22 protein-coding genes are annotated in these 21,023 nt (G+C 67.8%); 10 read left to right on the forward strand and 12 right to left on the reverse strand.

The window, feature by feature from the left end:
• Positions 1-42: 42 nt before the first annotated feature.
• The 6 genes from ACFTS5_RS31205 to ACFTS5_RS31230 all read right to left on the reverse strand — a co-directional run bounded on the left by ACFTS5_RS31205 (position 43) and on the right by ACFTS5_RS31230 (position 6,028).
• Positions 43-555 (reverse strand): methylated-DNA--[protein]-cysteine S-methyltransferase, encoded by a 513-nt coding sequence (locus ACFTS5_RS31205; protein WP_378638136.1) that lies wholly within the window; start codon positions 553-555, stop codon positions 43-45.
• Positions 548-2,050, reverse strand: coding sequence for an AlkA N-terminal domain-containing protein (locus ACFTS5_RS31210; RefSeq protein ID WP_378638139.1), 1,503 nt, complete (start codon positions 2,048-2,050; stop codon positions 548-550). Before ACFTS5_RS31210 ends, ACFTS5_RS31205 begins: the two co-directional genes overlap by 8 nt.
• Before the next feature lie 67 nt (positions 2,051-2,117).
• On the reverse strand, positions 2,118-2,288 hold the full coding sequence (locus tag ACFTS5_RS31215) for a YbdD/YjiX family protein (RefSeq protein ID WP_378638424.1): 171 nt from the start codon (positions 2,286-2,288) through the stop codon (positions 2,118-2,120).
• Between the two features lie 107 nt (positions 2,289-2,395).
• A complete protein-coding gene (locus tag ACFTS5_RS31220; protein WP_378638141.1) occupies positions 2,396-4,648 on the reverse strand; it encodes a carbon starvation CstA family protein in 2,253 nt (750 codons plus the stop codon).
• Between the two features lie 125 nt (positions 4,649-4,773).
• Positions 4,774-5,181, reverse strand: coding sequence for a VOC family protein (locus ACFTS5_RS31225; protein WP_378638144.1), 408 nt, complete (start codon positions 5,179-5,181; stop codon positions 4,774-4,776).
• A gap of 4 nt (positions 5,182-5,185) precedes the next feature.
• Positions 5,186-6,028: a helix-turn-helix domain-containing protein gene (locus tag ACFTS5_RS31230; RefSeq protein ID WP_378638146.1), complete on the reverse strand. Its 843-nt coding sequence runs from the start codon at positions 6,026-6,028 to the stop codon at positions 5,186-5,188.
• A gap of 193 nt (positions 6,029-6,221) precedes the next feature.
• On the opposite strand from ACFTS5_RS31230, the gene ACFTS5_RS31235 reads away from it, so the two are divergent.
• From ACFTS5_RS31235 to ACFTS5_RS31255, 5 genes are all read left to right on the forward strand, one after another.
• A complete protein-coding gene (locus tag ACFTS5_RS31235) occupies positions 6,222-7,139 on the forward strand; it encodes a zinc-binding alcohol dehydrogenase family protein (protein WP_378638149.1) in 918 nt (305 codons plus the stop codon).
• Between the two features lie 111 nt (positions 7,140-7,250).
• On the forward strand, positions 7,251-8,330 hold the full coding sequence (gene ychF, locus ACFTS5_RS31240) for a redox-regulated ATPase YchF (protein WP_358065064.1): 1,080 nt from the start codon (positions 7,251-7,253) through the stop codon (positions 8,328-8,330).
• 164 nt (positions 8,331-8,494) lie between these two features.
• Complete coding sequence (locus ACFTS5_RS31245) at positions 8,495-9,799, forward strand: cytochrome P450 (RefSeq protein WP_378638153.1); 1,305 nt, start codon at positions 8,495-8,497, stop codon at positions 9,797-9,799.
• Positions 9,800-9,949: 150 nt separating this feature from the next.
• Positions 9,950-10,906 carry an alpha/beta fold hydrolase gene (locus ACFTS5_RS31250; protein ID WP_378638156.1) on the forward strand — a complete coding sequence of 319 codons (957 nt, stop codon included), beginning with the start codon at positions 9,950-9,952 and terminating at the stop codon, positions 10,904-10,906.
• Positions 10,907-10,973: 67 nt separating this feature from the next.
• The gene (locus tag ACFTS5_RS31255; protein WP_378638158.1) at positions 10,974-11,495 is read left to right on the forward strand and encodes an ATP-binding protein; all 522 of its coding nucleotides are present in this window, start codon (positions 10,974-10,976) and stop codon (positions 11,493-11,495) included.
• A gap of 41 nt (positions 11,496-11,536) precedes the next feature.
• Here ACFTS5_RS31255 and ACFTS5_RS31260 read toward each other — a convergent pair whose 3' ends face one another.
• The 3 genes from ACFTS5_RS31260 to ACFTS5_RS31270 all read right to left on the reverse strand — a co-directional run bounded on the left by ACFTS5_RS31260 (position 11,537) and on the right by ACFTS5_RS31270 (position 13,935).
• Positions 11,537-12,106 carry a TetR/AcrR family transcriptional regulator gene (locus tag ACFTS5_RS31260; protein ID WP_378638161.1) on the reverse strand — a complete coding sequence of 190 codons (570 nt, stop codon included), beginning with the start codon at positions 12,104-12,106 and terminating at the stop codon, positions 11,537-11,539.
• 51 nt (positions 12,107-12,157) lie between these two features.
• Positions 12,158-13,240: an agmatine/peptidylarginine deiminase gene (locus ACFTS5_RS31265; RefSeq protein WP_378638163.1), complete on the reverse strand. Its 1,083-nt coding sequence runs from the start codon at positions 13,238-13,240 to the stop codon at positions 12,158-12,160.
• Positions 13,241-13,335: 95 nt separating this feature from the next.
• A complete protein-coding gene (locus tag ACFTS5_RS31270; RefSeq protein ID WP_378638166.1) occupies positions 13,336-13,935 on the reverse strand; it encodes a class I SAM-dependent methyltransferase in 600 nt (199 codons plus the stop codon).
• A gap of 121 nt (positions 13,936-14,056) precedes the next feature.
• On the opposite strand from ACFTS5_RS31270, the gene ACFTS5_RS31275 reads away from it, so the two are divergent.
• The gene (locus tag ACFTS5_RS31275; protein ID WP_378638169.1) at positions 14,057-15,010 is read left to right on the forward strand and encodes a DoxX family protein; all 954 of its coding nucleotides are present in this window, start codon (positions 14,057-14,059) and stop codon (positions 15,008-15,010) included.
• Positions 15,011-15,262: 252 nt separating this feature from the next.
• Positions 15,263-15,547 (forward strand): hypothetical protein, encoded by a 285-nt coding sequence (locus ACFTS5_RS31280; RefSeq protein ID WP_378638172.1) that lies wholly within the window; start codon positions 15,263-15,265, stop codon positions 15,545-15,547.
• Here the strand turns inward: ACFTS5_RS31280 and ACFTS5_RS31285 are convergent.
• Entirely contained in the window at positions 15,544-15,867 is a 324-nt protein-coding gene (locus ACFTS5_RS31285; protein WP_378638174.1) for a hypothetical protein, read from the reverse strand. The two genes, ACFTS5_RS31280 and ACFTS5_RS31285, sit on opposite strands and share 4 nt — an antisense overlap.
• A gap of 19 nt (positions 15,868-15,886) precedes the next feature.
• Entirely contained in the window at positions 15,887-16,372 is a 486-nt protein-coding gene (locus ACFTS5_RS31290; RefSeq protein ID WP_378638176.1) for a MarR family winged helix-turn-helix transcriptional regulator, read from the reverse strand.
• Positions 16,373-16,446: 74 nt separating this feature from the next.
• Between ACFTS5_RS31290 and ACFTS5_RS31295 the strand changes: the two genes are divergently transcribed.
• A complete protein-coding gene (locus ACFTS5_RS31295) occupies positions 16,447-17,874 on the forward strand; it encodes an MFS transporter (RefSeq protein ID WP_378638178.1) in 1,428 nt (475 codons plus the stop codon).
• A gap of 1 nt (position 17,875) precedes the next feature.
• Here the strand turns inward: ACFTS5_RS31295 and ACFTS5_RS31300 are convergent, their stop codons facing one another.
• The gene (locus tag ACFTS5_RS31300) at positions 17,876-18,601 is read right to left on the reverse strand and encodes a helix-turn-helix domain-containing protein (protein WP_378638181.1); all 726 of its coding nucleotides are present in this window, start codon (positions 18,599-18,601) and stop codon (positions 17,876-17,878) included.
• 390 nt (positions 18,602-18,991) lie between these two features.
• On the opposite strand from ACFTS5_RS31300, the gene ACFTS5_RS31305 reads away from it, so the two are divergent.
• Both ACFTS5_RS31305 and ACFTS5_RS31310 read left to right on the forward strand, forming a co-directional pair.
• Positions 18,992-19,576 (forward strand): CHAP domain-containing protein, encoded by a 585-nt coding sequence (locus ACFTS5_RS31305; protein ID WP_378638183.1) that lies wholly within the window; start codon positions 18,992-18,994, stop codon positions 19,574-19,576.
• A gap of 188 nt (positions 19,577-19,764) precedes the next feature.
• Positions 19,765-20,913 (forward strand): hypothetical protein, encoded by a 1,149-nt coding sequence (locus tag ACFTS5_RS31310; RefSeq protein WP_378638185.1) that lies wholly within the window; start codon positions 19,765-19,767, stop codon positions 20,911-20,913.
• Positions 20,914-21,023: the final 110 nt, after the last annotated feature.

Genomic DNA, 21,023 nt, shown 5'->3' on the forward strand with positions numbered 1-21,023 from the left:
AAGAGCCAATCGACGATCACTGGCCTGATCGTGTGCCGATGCTCAGCTTTCGTGCGCGAGCAACCAGGCCTTGGCTTGCAGCCCCCACCGGAACCCGCCGAGCGCTCCGCCGATCCGCAGCACACGATGGCACGGCACGAACAGCGCGGCGGAGTTGCGCGCGCAGGCGTTGGCCGCGGCCCGCGTGGCGGCCGGACGCCCGGAGAGTCCGGCGAACTCCGTGTAGGTGACCGGTTCACCGGCCGGTACCTTGCGCAGGACTTCCCAGGCATGGACGAGGAACTCACCGGACTGTTGACGCACCGCGATCGCGTCGATGGCGGTGAGATCACCGGCGTGATAGTCGATGACGGCCTTGGTCACCGCGCCGAGCGAATCCCGTTGCCGCAGTTCGGCCGGGCGCAGTGTGGTGTGGATCAGGCCGGTCAGCGTGGCCGGGTCGCCGGTCCAGCCCGAGGCCAGCACGGCGCCGTCGGCATCGACGATGGTGGTGAACGGGCCGATCGGCGTGCTGACGGTCGCGACATCGGCGAGACGAAGAGCAGTGTCAGTCATGGGTTTTCGCTTCCTGGGGAGAGGGTTCACGGACAAGCGCGCCACGATGTTCGAGCGCGGTCTTCCACAAGTGCATCGACAGATAGGAGCGCCACGGCGCCCAGCGGGTGGTGTCGCCGAGGTCGATCCCGGCTCGCGCGGCTCCTTGGCGCACGACGAGGTCGGTGTCGAGCAGGATGTCGGGATCGGCCAGCGATCGCATGGTGACGTAGTCGGCGGTCCACGGCCCGACCCCATCGAGTGCGAGCAGGTCGCGCCGCAGATCATCGGCGGTACGGCCGGAGTGCAGGACCAGTTCGCCGTCGGCGAGCGCCCGCGCCGCGGACACGATCGCGGCCACCCTGCGCGCGGGCCCGGTCAGCACCTCGGCACCGTGTTCGGCGACCGCCTCGGCCGTCGGGAACAGTCGCGGCACCGGTCCTTCGATCGGCTCGCCGAGTGCGTCCACCAGCCGCGCGACATGTGTCCCCGCTGCCCGCACCGAGATCTGTTGCCCGATCATCGTGCACAGCAACAACTCTGATCCATCGAGGCACCCGGGCACTCGAATCCCCGGCGTGAAGTCGGCTCCGGCCGTTGCGTCGATGCCGAGTGCCGCGTCGATCCCCAGCGGATCCGCGTCCAGATCGAGCAGGCGCCGCACCCGGGCGACAGTCGGAGCGAGATCACGCATATCCCGCAATGCCAACTCCGCCCGCACATGACCGGGCTGAAAAGACAGCCGAACAGTCGCGTGCCCGTGCGGAGTACGCAGGCTGCGCGTGTAGACCCCGTCCTCCCACTGTTCCGTCCCGGCCACCGCGTGCGCCGAGAGGAACCAGGTCAGCCACCCGGTATCGAGCGGCTCGCGGTACGGCAGCCGCAAGGTCAGCAATCCGGGGGTGCCGGGCGCGACCACATCGGCGCGCGGCGACCGGCGCAATTCGGTCCGCATCGTCGTCGGGCTCACCGCGAAGACCTCGCGCACGGTGTCGTTGAACTGCCGAATGCTGGCGAACCCCGCCGCGAACGCGATGTCCGACATCGGCATCTCGGTGGTCTGGATCAGCAGCCGCGCGGTGTGCGCACGATGCGCCCTGGCCAGCGCGAGCGGCCCGGCCCCGAGTTCGGTGGTGAGCACCCGGGTGAGCTGGCGCTGGGAATAGCCGAGGGTGGCGGCCAGCCCGGGCACCCCGCCACGCTCGATCACCCCGTCGCCGATCAGCCGCATGGCGCGCGCGGCCAGGTCGGCCCGCACATTCCACAGGGGTGACCCCGGCGCGGCATCGGGCAGGCACCGGCGGCAGGCGCGATAACCGGCTTGCTGCGCCGCCGCCGCGGTGGGCAGGAACGACACATTGGCGCGCTTGGGTGTGATCGCCGGGCACGAGGGCCTGCAATAGATGCCGGTCGTGCGTACCGCGGTGAAGAACTGCCCGTCGAAGCGGGAGTCGCGGGTGGAGACCGCCCGGTAGCAGCCCTCGAAGTCCAAAGCAGTGATGGTCACGAGTTCCACAATGGCACCCGCCGGGACAAGGTGCTAGCGGAAATCGGCCACCGATCCCGCGTGCCTCGAACCGCGATCAGCAGCAGCGATTGGTGGGATTCCGGTCGGCTTCGGCATAGCGTTCGCGCCAGTAGTCGCGCACGGACGGCACCGGGGCACCCGGGTGCGTGCGACGCATGTGGTCGACATAGCGCTGGTAGTCCTGGCCGCCGTTGATCGCGCTGTACCAGCGCGCGACACCGCGCATCGCCGCCCAGACTCGCCGGACGATCTCGCGAGGTCCGATGGCAGCGGGGACGGCAGGGGCGCGGACGGCCGATCCACTGAACCGGCCGTCCGCATCCCTGGTCACACTCAAGAGACGTGCGCCGATCCGGGCGCGCTCACCTTGCCCTCGGCGATCAGCACGTCCCACTCCTTCTGCACGTCCTTCTCGGCGGAGGTGGCGACGAAACCGCTCGGGGCGAAGATCTTCGACGGCTGTTCCTCGGACTCGGTGCTGGTCACCGTGCCTGTGCGAATCGCCTTCGCGCACACCAGCACACCGACGACGGTGACGATCAGCACCAGCACCGCGAACACGATCGACAACGTGCCCTGGATGAAGGTGTTGCGGATCGCGATGTCGACCTGCTCGGGCGTCTTGGCCGTCAGGCAGGCCTTGCCCGCGTCCTTGGCCGCCTGGCACAGGCTGTGCTGCTTCCAGTAACCGAGCTTGGGATCGTCGGAGAAGATCTTCTGCCAGGACGCGGTCATCGTGACCAGCAGATCCCAGGCCAGCGGCACACCGGGAATCCACGCCCACTTCCACTGCCCACGCTTGACGATGATCGTGAGCACCACGGTGAGCGCGATCGCGGCGAGCAGCTGGTTGGCGATGCCGAACAGCGGATACAGCGCGTTGATGCCACCGAACGGGTCGTTGACGCCCATCAGCAGCACCCCGCCCCAGCCCGCGACCACGATCAGCGAGCACAGCCAGGCGCCGATCCGCCACGACGGATCACGGAACTTCTTGAATCCGCCGCCGAAGTTGCCGAGCGCGTCCGACACCAGGAACCGCGCGACGCGGGTGCCGGCGTCGATGGTGGTGAGGATGAACAACGCCTCGAACATGATCGCGAAGTGGTACCAGAACGCCTTCATCGTCGAGCCGCCGAGGAATTGGGAGAAGACCTCGGAGATGCCGACCGCCAGGGTCGGGGCGCCACCGGTGCGCGAGACGATCGACTTCTCGCCCACATCGGCGGCCGCGTCGCTGAACAGTTCCGGCGTCGCGGGCGGACCCGACAGCCCGAGCGAATTCGTGAACTTGGCGGCGCCTTCGGCCGTGCCACCGGTGAGTCCGGCCGAGGCGTTCATGCCGAAGTAGAGGTGCTGGTCGATGATCGAGGCGGTGATGATCGCCATCACCGCGACGAACGACTCCATCAGCATGCCGCCGTAGCCGATCATCCTGGCGTTGGATTCCTTGGCCAGCAGTTTCGGCGTCGTGCCCGAGGAGACCAGCGCGTGGAAACCCGAGAGCGCACCGCACGCGATGGTGATGAACAGGAACGGGAACAGGCTGCCCGCGAACGCGGGACCCGCACCGGTGTGGGCGAATTCGGAGACGGCGGGCGCCTTCAGCACCGGCATCGTGATCAGGATGCCGACCGCGAGCAGCACGATCGTGCCGACCTTCATGAACGTCGACAGGTAGTCACGCGGCGCGAGCAGCAGCCACACCGGCAAGACCGAGGCGATGAAGCCGTAGGCGATCAGGCACCACGCGATGGTGGTGCGCGAGAGGGTGAACCAGTCCGCGCCCCACTCGGTTTCGGAGACCCAGCCGCCGCCGATGATCGCGGCCAGCAGCAACACGATGCCGATGGCCGACACCTCGCCGACCGCACCCGGCCGCAGATACCGCAGGTACACGCCCATGAACAGTGCGATCGGGACGGTCATCGCGATGGAGAACACGCCCCACGGGCTCTCACCGAGCGCGTTCACCACGACCAGCGCGAGCACCGCGAGCAGGATCGTCATGATCACCAGAATCGCCACGATCGCCGCGACGCCACCGACGAGACCGAGCTCGTCGCGCGCCATCTGACCGAGGCTGCGGCCGCGCCGACGGGTGGAGGCCCACAGCACCAGGTAGTCCTGCACCGCACCGGCGAAGACCACACCGACGATGATCCAGATGGTGCCGGGCAGATAACCCATCTGCGCGGCCAGCACCGGACCGACCAGCGGACCGGCGCCCGCGATGGCGGCGAAGTGGTGCCCGTAGAGCACCCGCCGGTCCATCGGCATGAAATCCTTGCCGTTGTCATAGATTTCGGCGGGCGTGGCCACGTCGTCGCGCGGCTTGGTGATCTTCCACTCGATGAATCGCGCGTAGAAGCGGTAGGCGATGATGTAGGTACAGACCGCCGCGATCACGATCCACACCGCGTTCACGGACTCGCCGCGCACGAACGCGATGATCGCCCACGCGATGGCGCCGAGAACGGCGATCCCCGCGAACACGGCCTTCTTGGCGGGCGTGATCGGCGTGCGATCGACGACACCGACCGGAGGCAAGTCCGGGTCGGTCCGCAGATGTTCGATGGTCGCCATTGACTCAACTCTCCTGTATAACGCGCAGAGCCTCGGGTGAAGCAATCGACAACGTAGCCGATCGCCGAACTGCGACGGAGAGGTTCGCACACGATCGTGCGCAGAATGAAATTTTGTTCAGCTGGTCATTCGCCCCGGTACGTTCCGAAGCTCCAGAGGTTGCCTTCCGGGTCGGCGGCGCTGAAGCCGCGGGAGCCGTAGTCCTCGTCGCGCAGCTCGCGGATGATCGTCGCGCCCGCGGCCTTCGCCCTGTCGTAGAGCGCGTCGGGGTTGTCGGTGACCAGGTAGAGGTTGGCGACGCCCGGCGGCCGGGTGCCGAAGGGGGAGTCGTCGCGGCCGGTGGAGCCGAACATGATGCCGCCGCCGCCCGGGAGACGCAGTTCGCCGTGCTCGACGACCGAGTCGTCATTTTCCCGGGCATAGACCGCGGTCGCTTCGAAACCGAAGGCGGTGGTGAGGAACTCGATCATGGCGCGGGCGTCGTCGAAGGCCAGGCAGGGCCAGATGGTGGTGGTGTTCGTTGAAGTATCCATGTGTTCAGCCTCGCGCTTCCCGCGCGTTCGGGTCTTGGACGGATGGAATCTCCTCGGCGAGCCAGGCGGTGGGAGCCACGCCCGCCAGCTCGGCGAAGTCGCGGTTCAGGTGCGCCTGGTCGTAGTAGCCGCAGGTGGTCGCGATCTGGGCGATGGAGACATAGGACGGGGTGCCCGCCAGCATGCGCCTGGCTCGCTCGAATCGGATGATCCGCGCGGCCAGCTTGGGGCTCGCGCCGAATTCGGCGGTGAACTTGCGGGTCAGGTGCTGACGGGTCCAGCCGATCCGATCGGCGAGCGGATTGATCGAGCAGGTGCCGCCGGTTCTCACGAGAGCGCGCCAGGCCCAGGTCAATTCGGGCCCGGCCAGCGCGTCGGTGCGTGCCGCGGCGGTCAAGGCTCGATCGCACGCGGCGAACCGGCCCGGCCAATCCTGGTGCGACTGCACGGCATCGGCGAGTTGATCGCCCAGAATTCTTTGCGCTTGGGAACATTCGATCGACATGTCCCACAGTTCGCTCGCGGGCATGCCGAACAGCACCCGGCAACCCAGCGGGGTCAGCTCGATCGCGACACCTTCTTGAAAACCGGTGTGCGCGATCAACGCCGGGCTCGCCTGCAGGCCGCTCAAGACACAGCGGTAGCTGCCGGGGGCCTGGTGCGGGTCGGTCTGCTCGACGACGTCGATGGTCGGGCCGACGGCGACGATGAACGTCATGTGCTGTGAGGGCAGGCCGCGATGCAAGCCCGGCTCGAAACCCGCGAGTCGATAGCCCACGTACCGGTCGATGAACGCTGCCAGCACCGGCGCGGGGGCCGCGGTCACCACCTCCGTGGTCGCCTCCATACGGCAACGCTACGCCGGGCGTGTGGGATTGCCCACGCGTCTCGAGCATCGCCGTGGGGTAACCGGACCGTGAAGGTGCTCTCCGCAGCGCGGCGGAGGCGGTGAGATTTCGCACTCACGGGCTCATGGTCTGTGGAAACCCGAGGTCAGCCGGTTAATCTTGCGCCTTCGCCCAATTTACGTAGGAGGTGTCATGCGGCGGGTTCAATACGAGCGCGGCAGTGGTTCGGAGGCGCTCGAAGTCGTCGCGGCCGAGGTGCCGGTACCCGGTGCCGGTGAGCTGCTGGTGCGGGTCGAGGCGATCGGGGTCACCCTGTCGGCGATTCGGCGGATCAGCGGCGACGCGGAGCAGGTCCGCGCCGAGGTGGCCGGTGAGGTCGTCGCGGTCGGTGACGGCGTCGACGGCTACAGCGCCGGATACCGCGTGGTCGGCCTGTGCACCGCTGACGCGTACGCCGAGTACGTCGTCCTCGCGATCGACCAGGTCTCGGCTATCCCGGACGGCGCGTCCGCCGTCGACGCCGTCGCCCTGATGCGCAGCGGTCTCGTCGCTCTCGGCGCACTGGACACCGCCGTACCGCGCGAAGGAGAAACCGCGCTGGTCACCGCCGCCGCGGGCGGTGTCGGCCACCTCGCGGTGCAGCTGGCCCGCGTGCGTGGCGCGAGCTGGGTGGTCGGCGCGGTCTCCGACGAGTCGAAGGTCGACTTCGTGCGTGAACTCGGCGCCGACGAGGTGTTCACCTACGACCAGCTGCACTGCGGCAAGCAGGCCGATTACGCCCTCGACGGTGTCGGTGGCACCGGCCTCGGCGGCACCCTGGCCGGTCTCGCCGAAGGCGGTCGCGCGGTCACCTACGGCACCGGCGGCGGTCTCATCGACACCGAAGACCTCCTCGCGGGCGGCAAATCCCTCACCGGTTTCCGGATCGGCCGTCTCGCCCAGCGCGACCCGGCTCGGTACGAGGACCTGCGCCAGGAGGTGTGGCAGTACTACGCCTCCGGCCTGCTGCATCCGGTCGTGCACGCCGAGTTCGCCCTCGACGACGCCGCTGCCGCCCACGCGGTCATCGAGCAGCGCGCCAACCTGGGCAAGGTCGTCCTCGTTCCCTGACCGATCCGTCGGGAGGCCGTTCGCGGTCCGGCTCGCTGGTCAGCTACCCGACCAGCGGGCCACAAGGGGGCCGCGAACCCGCCGCGCCGCAGGTGCGGCAAGATAAACCCAGTGAGCCTCACCCTCGGAATCGTCGGCCTGCCCAATGTCGGAAAGTCGACGCTGTTCAACGCGCTGACCAAGAACGACGTGCTGGCCGCGAACTACCCGTTCGCGACCATCGAGCCCAACGTCGGCGTGGTCCCGCTGCCCGACCCGCGCCTGAACAAGCTCGCCGAGATCTTCGGTTCCGAGAAGATCGTCCCCGCCGTGGTGTCGTTCGTCGACATCGCCGGCATCGTGAAGGGCGCCTCCGAAGGTGCCGGCCTGGGCAACAAGTTCCTCGCCAACATCCGTGAGGCCGACGCGATCTGCCAGGTCGTGCGCGTGTTCGCCGACGACGACGTGATCCACGTCGACGGCCGGGTCGACGCCGCCGCCGACATCGAGGTCATCGAAACCGAGCTCATCCTCGCCGACCTGCAAACCCTCGAGAAGGCCATCCCGCGCCTCGAGAAGGAAGCCAGGGTCAAGAAGGACCGCAAGCCCCTGCTCGACGCCGCCAAGGTCGCCGAGGGTTTCCTCAACGAGGGCACCACGCTGTTCGCCGCGGGCAAGAAGATCGACGCCGACCTGCTGCGTGAGCTCTCCCTGCTCACCATCAAGCCGTTCCTCTACGTCTTCAACGCCGACGAGTCCGTCCTCACCGACGAGGCCAAGGTCGCCGAGCTGAAGGCCTCCGTCGCCCCCGCCGACGCTGTCTTCCTCGACGCCAAGGTCGAAGCCGAACTCCTCGAACTCGACGACGAATCCGCCCTCGAACTCCTGGAATCCATCGGCCAGACCGAACCCGGCCTGCACGCCCTCGCCCGCGCCGGTTTCCACACCCTCGGTCTGCAGACCTACCTCACCGCAGGCCCCAAGGAATCCCGAGCCTGGACCATCCACCAGGGCGACACCGCCCCCAAGGCCGCCGGCGTCATCCACACCGACTTCGAACGCGGCTTCATCAAGGTCGAACTCGTCGCCTTCGACGACCTGGTCGAAGCGGGATCGATGGCCGCCGCCAAGGCCGCGGGCAAGGTCCGCATGGAGGGCAAGGAATACGTCATGCACGACGGCGACGTCTGCGACTTCCGCTTCAACGTGTAATCCCTTGCGCCTGGGGCGATCGGCGAAGCCTCAGGCGCACGATCTGCCTCCTCGTGCTCTCGAGATCCCCTTCCCGCGGCCCCGCGCGCCCTGTGATGTTAGTTATAGCCGTGTGCTATTCGTTGCAACCACAGGATGCGCCGGTTCGAACGACGGAGGGCTGGATGAAACCGCATTACATGTATCGGTGGGTCAACAATCACGGGTTGGTACTGCTGTTCAAGAAGATTCTGATCCGGCGTGGCAATCCGTTCGCTCGCTTGATCGGCGGTGCGGAGGGCATCGAGAATCCGTACGCGCTGATCGAGGAGATGCGCGGGGAGGGTGGGTTGATCCGGGCCCTTCCGGTATGGATCACCTTCGATCACGATATGGTCCGGGAAATATTGCGCGACAACCGTTTCGGTGTCGGTATACCGACTGTGTTCGGGATTCCGGGGCCGGTGATGCGCGCGCTGGAGCGTCGGCCCCTCCCGCCGAATCTGATGGATCCGCCGTCGATGCTGGTGGTCGACGAGCCCGAGCACAACCGGATGCGCAAACCGGTCTCCGCGGCGTTCACCCCGCGTGCCATCGCCCGGCTGCGCGACCGGATCGAGACGGTCACCGCCGAACTGCTGGCGGCACTCCCCGACGACGGGCCCACCGACCTGGTGACGCGGTACGCGGCGCAGGTGCCCATCGCCATCATCTCCGAGATGCTCGGCTTCCCGGACGCCGACCGCGAGATGTTCCTGCACTGGGGCGACGAGATCAGTCCGTTGCTCGACCTCGGAATCTCTTGGCAGACGCACCAGCGGGCGATGGAATCCTCGGAGCGACTGCACCGGTATCTCGTCGAGCACCTCGAGCGGCTCCGCGCCGAGCCCGGCGACGACATCCTCAGCAGCCTGGTCACCTCGGGGGATCTGTCCACCTACGACCTGTGCGCGTCGGCGACCCTGCTGATGGCCGCGGGTTTCGAGACCACGGTCAACCTGATCGGCAAGGGCATCGTCTGGTTGCTCCAGCACCCCGAACAGCTGGACCGGTTGCGTGCCGAGCCGGATCTCTGGCCCAACGCGGTGGAGGAGATCCTCCGGATCGATCCGCCGGTGCAGTCCACCGCTCGCACCACCAGGACAGCGCTGGAGATCGGTGGTGTCCGGTTGCGCGAAGGATCGACGGTGGTGCTGTCGCTGGCCGGCGCGAACCGCGACCCCGCCGTGTTCACCGACCCGGCCCGGTTCGACGTGACCAGGGGCAACGCCAAGAATCATCTGTCCTTCAGCAGCGGTAGCCATGTGTGCCTCGGCGCCGGTCTGGCCCGGATGGAAGCGGCGCATGCCCTGCGCGCGCTGTTCGAGACGTATCCGGATCTGCGATTGACCCATCCGCCCACCCGTCGGCCGCTGTTCACCCTGCACGGTTATCAGCACCTGCCCGCCCACACCGGTCCACGCGTCCGCAGCCAGGTCCCCATCGGCTGACACCCTCCGCCGGGCGAGCTCGAACGAGCGACACCTAGGTGGTGTTCTGCGCACCCTCGGAGGAGCGGTCCAAGCACTCGGGGACCTGCTGGTGAATCCCGTTTCGGTGGAGAGTTGAACCTGTCACCACACGCGAAACCGGAGGCTCCGATGTCGATCATCAGCACAATCGCCCACTCGGCGGAGCGTCGTGTCTCGGTGTCGACCGGTGACGGGGTGGAGCTCGCGGTTCGGGAGTACGGGGCGCGGAATGCGGACATGACGGTTGTTCTCATTCACGGGCATTGCCTGCGGACCGAGTCCTGGACGGATGTGCGGGACGCGCTGCTGCGCGAGCACTCCGGTGCCAAGGTCGTCTGCTACGACCATCGCGGGCACGGCGACTCCGCGACCGCGTCGAGGAAGACCTACAACATCGAACAGCTCGGTCATGATCTGCACGACGTGCTCGACGTTGTCGCGCCGACCGGCCCGGTCGTGCTGGTCGGGCATTCGATGGGTGGCATGACCGTGCTGACCTACGTCGACCAGTACCGGCACGAGGTGGGGACGCGCATCGTCGGTGCCGGGCTCGTCGCCACCGCCGCGAGCGGGCTCGCCGACGCGGGTTTCGGCCGACTGCTGCACAACCCGATCGTTCCTGTCTTCCAGGCCGCGGTGCGGCGCGCACCGCGGCTGATGCAGCACGCGAAAGTGCTGGCCTGCAAGGTCTTCGCTCCGGTCGTGCGCGCCGCCGAGTTCGGTGATCGCAAGGTCAGCCGGCGCGTGCTGGCACTGGCCGAGGCGATGCACAACGCGACGTCGATCGTGACCATGGCCACCTTCCTGAGCGCCTTCAAGACCTTCGACCGCACCGCCGCCCTGGCCACCCTCTCGACCATCCCCACCATGATCCTGTGCGGTTCCGCCGACCTGATGACGCCGCCGTCGCATTCGGTCGCCATGGCCGCCGCCGTCGACTACGCCGACTTCGTTCAGATCGACGGCGCGGGTCACTCGGTCATCCTCGAACAGCCCGCCCGGGTCGCCCAGGCCATCGCCCGCCTGGTCGCCCGCGCGGACCGCGCCGGTCGGCCGACACGCGCCCAGCTGGCCCTCGCGGCCTGAGCCGGCCGGCCACCGCTGGACGGATCGGCCGGTGCCGTCGGCGAAATAGCTGCTACGGTCCGATTCTGTGATCGTTTGGCTCAACGGGACCCATGGCGCGGGCAAGACGACGACCAGTGGGCTCGTGCAACAGCTGATTCCGGATTCGCGGGTGTTCGATGCCGAGAAGGTCGGTGAGACGCTCATGGACGTCACGCCGGGGCTGCCCGCGACGAACAACTTCCAGCATTGGCCACCGTGGCGACCCCTGGTGGTCGAGACCGCCCGGCACATTCTCGACTACACCGGCGGCACGCTGGTGATGCCGATGACCGTGCTGGTCGAGCAGTACTGGCGCGAGATCAGCACCGGGCTCGCGCGGCACGCGATCCCGGTCCGGCACTTCGTCCTCCACGCGGACCAGCAGACCCTGCGCGGGCGCATCGAGGGTGACACAGTCCTCGGCCCTTCGGCATTCCGTCTCGCGTATCTCGAGCCGTACGCGGAGGCTGCCCGTACGTGGCTGCACAGCGAGGCCGAGGTCGTGGACACCACGCTTCTCACCCCTGGTGAGGCTGCCCAGCGGATCGCGGACGCCGTGAACCAGTGACGGGTCCTCGGCCGGTCGAGCGAAGACTGATCGTCAGTCGGCTAGGCCCTGCCGAGTTCGAGTGCTATTGCGCTGGTGAGGATTTGGCGAGCTCGCGGAAGGGGCAGCGAGCCGCTGTGCCAGCGTTCGCTGAGGCCTTCCACCAGTGTGGTGAGGCGTTCCGCGGTGATGGTTGCGTCGACGGTGGGGGCGACCGTGCCGGATTGCTGGGCCCGGCGGATGAGGGTTTCCACGTCGGCGTTCCAGGCTTCGGTGGTGGTGCACAGGGGCGCGCGTAGGTCGGGGTGGAAGACCGCGCTGGCCCGCAGCTCGCCCCAGGCGACGCTGGTTTCGCGGACTCGGTCGGTGTCTTGGAGCTCGAGCAGCAGCATGTGCTCGACCTGCGCGCGCGGATCGGTCGTGTCGGCGGCGTCCGTGTAGGTCTGGGCGCGGTGGTTGATGTGCTCGAGCGCGGCCCGCAGGATGCCCGCGCGATCCTTGAAGTGGTAGTAGATCAACGCGGTGGACACTTCGGCCGCCGCGGCGAGCTTCTCGACTCGCAGGCCGCGTACGCCGTCCTCGGCGATGACGCGGACGGCGGCTTCCATGATCTGGGTACGACGGTCCGACACGATTCCTCACAGTAGGCGCACGTGATCGCGGCGGTGGGGCCGCTGCCGGGCTCAGCCGACGGGTTCCTGCTGGGTGGTGCAGTGGATACCGCCGCCACCGGCGGCGATGCCGTCGATGTTGATCTGCACCACCTCCCGGCCGGGAAACAGCCGCTCCAGGGTGGATTTCGTGGCGGCATCGGTCGCCGGATCACCGAATTCGGGGCCGATGACGGCACCGTTGCAGACGTAGAAGTTGATGTAGCCCGCGGCGAAATCGTCGTCCGCGAACTGCTCGCGCACCGTGGCCGGACCTTCGAGCACCTCGACTCGCAGCGGGCGACCGTGCGCGTCGGTCGCCGAGCGCAGGATGTCGAGGTGGCGACGGGTGACGTCGTAGTCGAAGGAATCCGGGTCGTTGTCGAGGCCGGCGACTACCACGCCGGGCCCGGCGAAGCGGGCGTAGAAATCTGTGTGCCCGTCGGTGATGTCCTCGCCCGCGATGCCGGGAAGCCAGATCACCTTCTTGATACCGAGCAGGTAGTCGAGTTCCTCTTCGACGTCGACCTTCTTCCAGCCGGGGTTGCGATTGTTGTTGAGTACACAGCTCTCGGTGATGATCGCCGTGCCCTCCCCGTCGACCTCGAGCGCGCCGCCTTCGAGGACCAGATCGGTGTGCAGAGTCTCGACGCCCGCGCGCCCGGTGACGAACTGCGCCACCTTCGCATCGGCGTGGTAGTCCTGCTTCTCACCCCAGCCGTTGAAGTTGAAATCCACACCGGCCCTGGTATTTCCGCTTCGCACGAACACCGGGCCGGTGTCGCGCATCCACAGGTCGTCGAGGTCGGTGGCGATCAGCTCCACGTTCGCGTCACCGATCAGGCTCTTGGCCCGTGCCAGATCGCCGGGGCGCACCAGCATCGAGACCGGTTCGAAGCGGGCGATCGTGGTGGCGATGGTGGCCAGGTTGCGCTGGACCTCCGGCACCAGCTTCGCGCCCCAGATCTGTTCGTCGGCGGTGAACGCCATCCAGGTGCGCTGGTGCGGCTGTCCCTCCTCCGGCATGAGCCAGGTCCGGTCGTCGCTGTCGTCGCAGCCGGCCAGCAGCACGCTGAACGCGGCCATCGTGGCCTGGACGAACGTGCGTCGTCGCATCGGGTTCTCCTTTCCACTGCCGAGAACCCTAGCGACTGACTGAAAATTTAGTCAAGAATGGCGATCCGTGTCACCCAGGCGCCGGTGTCGTGGGTTCACGACTTGACGACCGCCAGCGCGGAGTGGGGCCGGACGTCCCCCACTGCGGGGTGGTGGAGGCGATCGACCTCGGTGAATCCGGCTTCGCGCAGGATTTCGGAGAGCTGGTCGGTGGGGTAGCGGTAGGCGGTGGTGACTTTGTGGGGGAAGGGTTCGATGGTGTCGGTGGACTCGAAGAAGCCGATCACCAGGCGGCCGTCCGGGGTGAGCACCCGGTGGAATTCCGCCAGCACGGTGGGGAGTTCCGCGGGGGTCATGTGGATGAGCGAGAACCAGGCGAGGATGCCCGGGACGGACGCAGTGGGGGCGTCGAGGGCGCGGATCGAGCCGAGCTCGAACGGGATGTCCGGGTAGGCCGCCCGCGCGTAGGCGATGAATTCGGGGACCAGGTCTATGCCGGTGGCGGGGACACCCGCGTCGGTGAGGAATTTCGTGAAGTGGCCGGGGCCGCAGCCGAGGTCGAGGACGGGGCCAGGGGTCAGGTGGGTGAGGGCGAAGGCCGCGTCGTCGGGGGCGAGGTCGGAAGGGGAGCCGAAGAGATCGATGTAGAGGGTGTGGATGGCGGTGTAGGCGGCTTGGACGGTGTTGTCGGGCACTCGGTCGACGGTAGTCACTGAACAGGGCATGCCCGGTTCCGTCCACCGTTTGTGATGGGAAGACCCGGGTAGTCGAATGTAGGGAGCCGTTTTCCCAGTCGTAGACACGAAGGGATCGACGATGCCGATCAAGCCTGTTCGACGCATTGCTCGCGCACTGCTGGGGACCACATTCGTGGCCGCTGGAGTGAACGGGTTGATGAATCAGAAGCCCCGCGCCGCCGCCGCCAACGCGCTGGCCGAGAAGGGCAGGACCGGCCTGCCCGACGCACTGGCGGCACGGGTGCCCGACGATCCGAGTCAATTCGTGCGCGTGAACTCCGCGGTGCAGGTGGTCGGTGGGTTGTTGCTGGCCAGCGGACGCGCGCCGCGGCCCGCGGCTCTTGTACTCGCCGCGACCGTGGTGCCGGGAACCGTCACCGAGCAGGACTTCTGGGCCGAGAACGACCCGGACCGCAGGGCGGTCAAGCGGGTGGGGTTCTTGAAGGACCTCGGGTTGCTCGGCGGGCTGATGATCGCGGCGGCCGACACCGAGGGCAAGCCGTCGCTGGGCTGGCGGGCCCGGCGCGCGTTCTCGCGTGAGGAGCCCCGCATCGCGGCCGAAGGCGCCGCCATCGCCGCCGCGGCCAAGGCTCGTGGCGCGCACCTCGCCGATGTCGCCCATGAGCAGGGCGCGCATCTGGCGGAGGTCGCGAACGAGCGGGGCACCGCGCTGGCCGAGATCGCCCGCGAACGTGGGCCGCAGCTGGCCGACGCGGTGCGCAGCCGCAGTGCCCATCTGGTCGAGGTGGCCAAGGATCGTGGCCCCGAGGTGGCCGAGGCGGTGCGCAGCCGTGGCGCGCACCTGGTCGAGGTGGCCAAGGACCGCGGTCCCGAGGTGGCCGAGGCCGCGCGCACCCGCGGTGCCCAGATTGCCGACGTCGCCAAGGAGAAGGGCCCCGAGCTGGCCGAAGCCGCGCGCGAACGCGGCACGTATCTGGTCGATACGGCCCGCGAACGCGGTTCGGAATTGGCGGCGGCGGCGCGGGAGCGTGAGGAGATCACTGCTCCCACCCGCCGGTGGTCGAGGCGATAGCACCCGAATCTCGGAGGCAGGCCGGGCCCACGATGACGTGGCCGATCCGACCGGTCTGTCCGTGATGCCCCGATAATCGTGGTCTGGCGCTCCTACCTGCTGTGGCGCACCATAAATCCGGGGTCGGGCATACCGACGAACTCACCGCGCGAACCTGACATCGGGGCAATCCCGGCGAATTAGGTTTGGCGGTGAGTTCTGGTGTGAATACTGGGCATTCGCAATGCTTTTCGACAGAGTGGGATCCATCTGATGTTGTCCGGTCGTGAAACGTCCAAGCCGTATGCCGTTCGAGTCGCAGTGGTGGGAGCGGCGGTGCTGATCGGACTGCTCGGTTCGGCGGGAACCGCCGCGGCGCTTCCGGGTTCGGGCTCGGCATCCGGTTCGGCCAGCGGTTCCGCGGACTTGGCCTCGGGTTCGGCGTCCGGGTCGGGTGCGGTCGATCCGGCGGTCGCTTCCTATCTCACCTGGCAGTCGACGCAGTTCATCCACAACACCCTGCGCATGCTGCTCTCGGTCCCGCTGCGCAACAGCTAGTTCCAGGTCTTTTCCCAGCGCTCCGCTGCCCAGTCGCGTACCTCGCCGCTGAGCAGAATCGCGGGCAGCAGCAGCGCGAAGCCGATCAGCAGGATCGCCAGGCGCACCCACACGCTGAGTTCGCCGAGGGCGCGCAGCAGCGCGGGCAGGACGCAGAGCACGGCGAGCGCGACGAGGACGATCGCCGCGAGATTGTGTCCCGGCCCGGCGATCAGCGCGGCGCAGATGCCGAAGCACAGTCCGAGGACCAGGCCGCCGACGCCGACGAAGTAGTTGTCCCAGGAAAGCCAGCTCGGGCGGGTAGACCGGTGAGTGACCACGCCGCGCAGCCTAGCGCGCTCAGCTGTCGCTGTGCGGCGGTCTGGGCCACGGGTTTTCCTCCAGCTGTTCGACCGACCGGTTGAACTTGCGCATCAGCCTGCTGAGCTCGGTGACATCGTCGGCGTCCCAGCCGGCGACGACCTTGCCGATATCGCTGCTGCGGTGCCGTCGGTCGGCTTCGAGCGCGGCCTTGCCGTCGGCCGTCATCTTGATCTTGCGGGCGACACCGCCGTCGGGATCGGGAACCCGTTGCACCAGCTCCTGCTTCAGCATCGCGCCGACCTGGCGGTTGATGGTGGAGATGTCGAGCTGGAAGGCCTCCGACAACTCGCGCAGGCTCAGCGGCTCGCCGAGATCGAGCCGGGTCAGGATGAGGAACGCCGATCGGTCCAGCAGGAAACCGGGGCGTCTGCGGGTGGTGGTGGGGAAGTGCCGCGAGATCAGGTTCAGCTCGAACACCAGGCGGGTGAACGGGGTGTCGTCGGCGGGGCCGGAATCGGACATGTGCCAACTATGTCGTGTGGGTCACCGCGGCACCAAATTGTGTACTATGCACATGCTGTGTACTGTGCAATTTTGTGTCTGTAACCGCCGAGGCCGCACCGGCCGTCCCCGAAACCCGACGTCCGGCCCCGGCCGTGCTGATCGCGGTGCTCAGTACGGTCGGCATCGTCGTCTCGCTCATGCAGACGCTGGTCATCCCGATCATTCCGTCGCTGCCGACCCTGCTGAACACGTCGGCGTCCAATGCCTCCTGGGTGGTCACCGCCACCCTGCTGGCCGGCGCGGTGTCGACGCCGATCGCCGGGCGACTCGGCGACATGTTCGGTAAGCGCCGCATTCTCGTCACCAATCTCGGGTTCATGATCGTCGGCTCGGTGGTCTGCGCGACCGCGAGCTCGCTGCTGCCCGAGGTGATCGGCCGGTCCCTGCAGGGCATCGCGGTGGGCGCGATCCCGCTGGGGATCAGCATCATGCGCGACGAACTCGCGCCCGAGAAGGTCGGCGGCGCGATGGCCGTGATGAGTGCGACCCTCGGTGTGGGCGGTGCCGTCGGCATGCCGTTCTCGGCGCTGATCGCGCAGAACGCGAACTGGCACATGCTGTTCTGGACCGCGGCCGGACTCGGTGTGGTGTGCGCGGTGCTGGTTTTCGTGTTCGTGCCGGAATCGCCGGTACGCACGCCCTCACGCTTCGACTTCGGCGGCGCGATCGGGCTGTCGATCGCCCTGCTCACGTTGCTGATCGGCATCACCAAGGGCGCCGACTGGGGCTGGGCCAGCGGCTCGATCCTCGCGCTGTTCGGTCTGTCGCTGGTGAGTTTCCTGGGCTGGGGCGCCTATGAACTGCGCCGCACCGCGCCGCTCGTCGACCTGCGGGTATCGGCCCGCCCACGGGTGCTGTTCACCAATATGGCCTCGATCGCGGTCGGCTTCTCGCTCTACGGCATGTCACTGACGTTCCCGCAGCTGCTGATGGCTCCCGAGCAGACCGGCTACGGTTTCGGTCTGTCGATGGTGGTCGCGGGCCTGGCGATGGCGCCGACCGGTCTGGTGATGATGCTGCTCTCGCCGGTCTCGGCGCGGCTGTCGGCGAAGAAGGGCCCGAAGTTCACGCTGGCACTCGGCTCGGCGGTGATCGGTATCGGCTACCTGTGCGCGGTCGTGATGATGGACGCCGTGTGGCAGATCATGCTGTCGGCGGTCATCGTCGCGGGCGGCGTCGGCCTGGCCTACGCGGCCATGCCCGCGCTGATCATGGGTGCGGTGCCGCTGAACGAGACCGGCGCCGCCAACGGCCTCAACTCGCTGATGCGTTCCATCGGCACCTCGACCTCGGCGGCGGTGATGGGTGTCGTGCTCGCCCACATGACCATGCAGCTGGGCCCGCACATGGTGCCGACCCGGTCGGCGTTCCACACCGCGTTCTTCATCGCGATGGCGGGTGCGGTCGCGGCGATCGCCCTGACCACGTGCATCCCGATGGGCAAGAAGAAGGCGGACTGAGTCAGACCGCGATCGGCGAGTACACCACCAGCGACCAGTCCCGGCGCGGCACCAGGGCCGCGCCGAGGGAGTGCACCGCCATCGACATCGGCGCGCCGGTGCGCGGATCGCGCAGCTGCACCACCGGGCCGTCGGGTCCGAGCGCGACCGGGGGCTCGGTGGTCCAGAACTTCTCCCATTCGGGAGCCTGCGCGCACGTGTCGACGATCTCGGCGATCCGTGCCCGCGCCGCCAGTCCCGGCCCCATCACGCGAAACCCGTAGACGCACATGTGTACTTGCTGCTCCCAGTCGACCATGGCCGTTCTGGCGCGCGGATCGAGGAGCATCCATTCGAGCATCGACGCGCCCGTTTCCAGGCCGGGGAAGACGAGCCGCCACGCGGCATTGGTGGCCAGGACCTCGTAGACCGGATGCAGTTGCAGGCTGGCCGGGTGGGTGATCCCGTCGATCAGCACCTGGTCGGCCGGGCGGACCAGCGACGGCGGCGAGTCGTAGCGATGTGCCACCGACAGCGAGACCAGATGGTCGCGAAACACCTCGGGCACGTCGAGTGCGTCGAACAGCGCGGTGAGCGCCTCCAATGTCGGTGTGCGGGTACCCTGTTCGATCTTCTGGATGAGAGCGGGCGAGATGCCCGCCGCCTCGCCGAGCGCCGCCCTGGTCAGGCCCGACGATTCGCGGCGTTCGCGCAGGTACCGCGATATCGACGCGTTCGGGTCTTCCACAATGCACTCCTGTTTCGGTCGCCGGTACAAATTGGGACAGTCGTCTAGCTTGACCGAGGGTAAAGGTTTCGAAAAACTCATGTCAGCCGAGTGGGAGACCGCCTGGCTGCCCGGTCGCCGCGCCCAGGACGATTTTCGGCCTTTGTGCTGGTCGGGCCAGTGTGTTCCGGAGCGGAAGTGTTCGACACCACCCCTGCGCGGACGATTGTCGCCGGAGGGGACGGCGCGCGCTCCTGGTGCGTGCCGAGAGCGATTGCCGGGCTGATACCCGGGTGGCGCAGGGGTCCATCCGGTGGTCGCCCGTCCGCTTCGGAAAACACACGTGAGCGGGAACCGAAAGCGCTCGTGATTCGTCCAATAGGTCAGAAGGATGAACGAGAGCGGGGGGCGATGACGCAGATTCGAACCGAACGACCTGGACGGCGCACGTCCTGGATCGTCGGCATCTCCGGGATGCTGGCGGCGGCGACGGTCGTCGCTGTCGGACTGGTGTGGTGGCAGCACGATTGGGGTGATCAGTTCCCCGCGCTCGACAGCGAACGTCTCGACGAGCAGCAGATCGTGCTCGTGGATGTGTTGCGCCGCGAATACGAGCAGCCCGGCGACGGCCCGAAGTACGCCGAGGGCGTCCAGGAGGCCTGGTGCGCCGACTTCGTGAGCTGGACGATGCGCGAGGCGGGCAGGCCGCTGGCGAACCCGAACTCCGGTTCCTGGCGCATCCCCGGCGTGTACACGCTGCAGGAGTACTACCAGCAGGTCGGCCGATTCACCCGCCCCGACGTCGGCTATCGCCCGCGCACCGGCGACGTGGTGCTCTACGGTCCCGACAGCCCGCTCGGTCAGCACACCAACATCGTGCTGAAGGCAGAGGGGGACACGATCACCACCATCGGCGGCAACGAGCTGGGCGGGGTTCGGGTACGCACCATCACCCCGGCCGAAACCGCCGATCTGGTCGGTTACGGGCGATTCTGAAATCGATTGGCGCTCAAGACAACTGCGATGATCCTGGACGGCGGTACCACGCTGATACCCGTACCATGGAACTCGCGGCGCCCGGCAGCGCCGTTGCCGGCTCCTCCGTCCTGCTTCCCCCTCATCGGCAGGACGGGGGAGTTGTGCCACCAGCAGCGGGTTCGCCGACGTCACGTACCGTGTTCGATGTGCGTGTGAAGGTGGACGGAGAGCCACGTCGTGACCCGATGTGGATCGAGTACGCCGATTTCGGCGAACGGTTCGTCACCTACGCGGTGACCGAGGAGCGCATCGCCGCCGCCGTGTCGGGAATGACCGGGCGTGGCGTGAAGATCGGACCGTTCTCGCTCGGGCCCGCGGGATTGGCCGGTTTCGTCGCCGAGGGCACGCTGGGCACCCCCGTGGTCACCCGCACGCCCGGTGACGCGCTGAGCTTCGGCGTGCGGATCCCGCTGACTCTGGCCGTGAACCTGGTTCTCGGCGGACGCAAACTGCGCTTGGCCGCCGTGGTGGAGATCGGGCTCACGCTGCACGCCCGCACCGCCGCTCCGCTGCTGGTCGTGATCGATGTCGCCCCGGTGACGGCCAAGGATGTCAGCTTCACGTTGCGCGCCGAGGCCATCGACGGTGCGTGGGAGATGCTGCTCGACCCGATCGCGGGCCTGGTGCAGCGCGAGGTCGCCAACCGGGTCAACGCCATCGTGGGCGATCCGAAGGTCCGTTCGGAGCGCGTGTTCGACATCGAGGCGATCCTGGACGGCTACCGCTCACCGCATCGCAACGACACCGTCTTCGACTGGATCGACTACCGCGAGTTCGGTCTGCGCTTCTTCACCACCATCGTCACCAGGGATCGCGTGCACGGCGTGGTCGGCCAGATGGCGGGCAGCGAGATCGAGGTGGGACCGCTGTCCGAGGGTCCGCGCGGCGCGGCCACGGTGACCGTGCGCGGGGCGATCGAGCAGCCACGGGTGATCGACCGTGGCCTCGGTGAGCCGGGTGACCTGCGGGTCTTCGATATGACGCTGCCGGTGGGGCTCGACATCACCGTCGACGTGCTCAAGGCCAACCACTACCGTGCCGACCTGGAGATTCCGCTCGTGCTCACGGCAAGGGCCGCCGAGCCGCTCCAGATCGTGATCGAGGTGCCGCCGCCCGCGCTCGAGGACATCTCGATGGAATTCACCGCGAAGGGCCTGCGGGCGGCCACCCTCGGCCGACTGGCCGGGATCAAGAAGCAGGTCATGGCGCAGGTCGTCGCGGTGGTCAGCACCGAACTGGCCGATCCGACCGCGCGCACCATCGATGTGGGCGCGGCGATCGACGGCGCGACCTGACTCGTGTGACTCGTGGGGCGAATGTTGCCATTGGTTCTGGCGGTTCCCCTGGGGTTGTGGTGCAATGAGTCGCACGTTCTAGACTCCCGGCGCGCGAGATTCGGGGAAGG

The sequence above is a fragment of the Nocardia sp. NPDC056952 genome (genome assembly GCF_042674185.1).
Lineage (GTDB): Bacteria > Actinomycetota > Actinomycetes > Mycobacteriales > Mycobacteriaceae > Nocardia.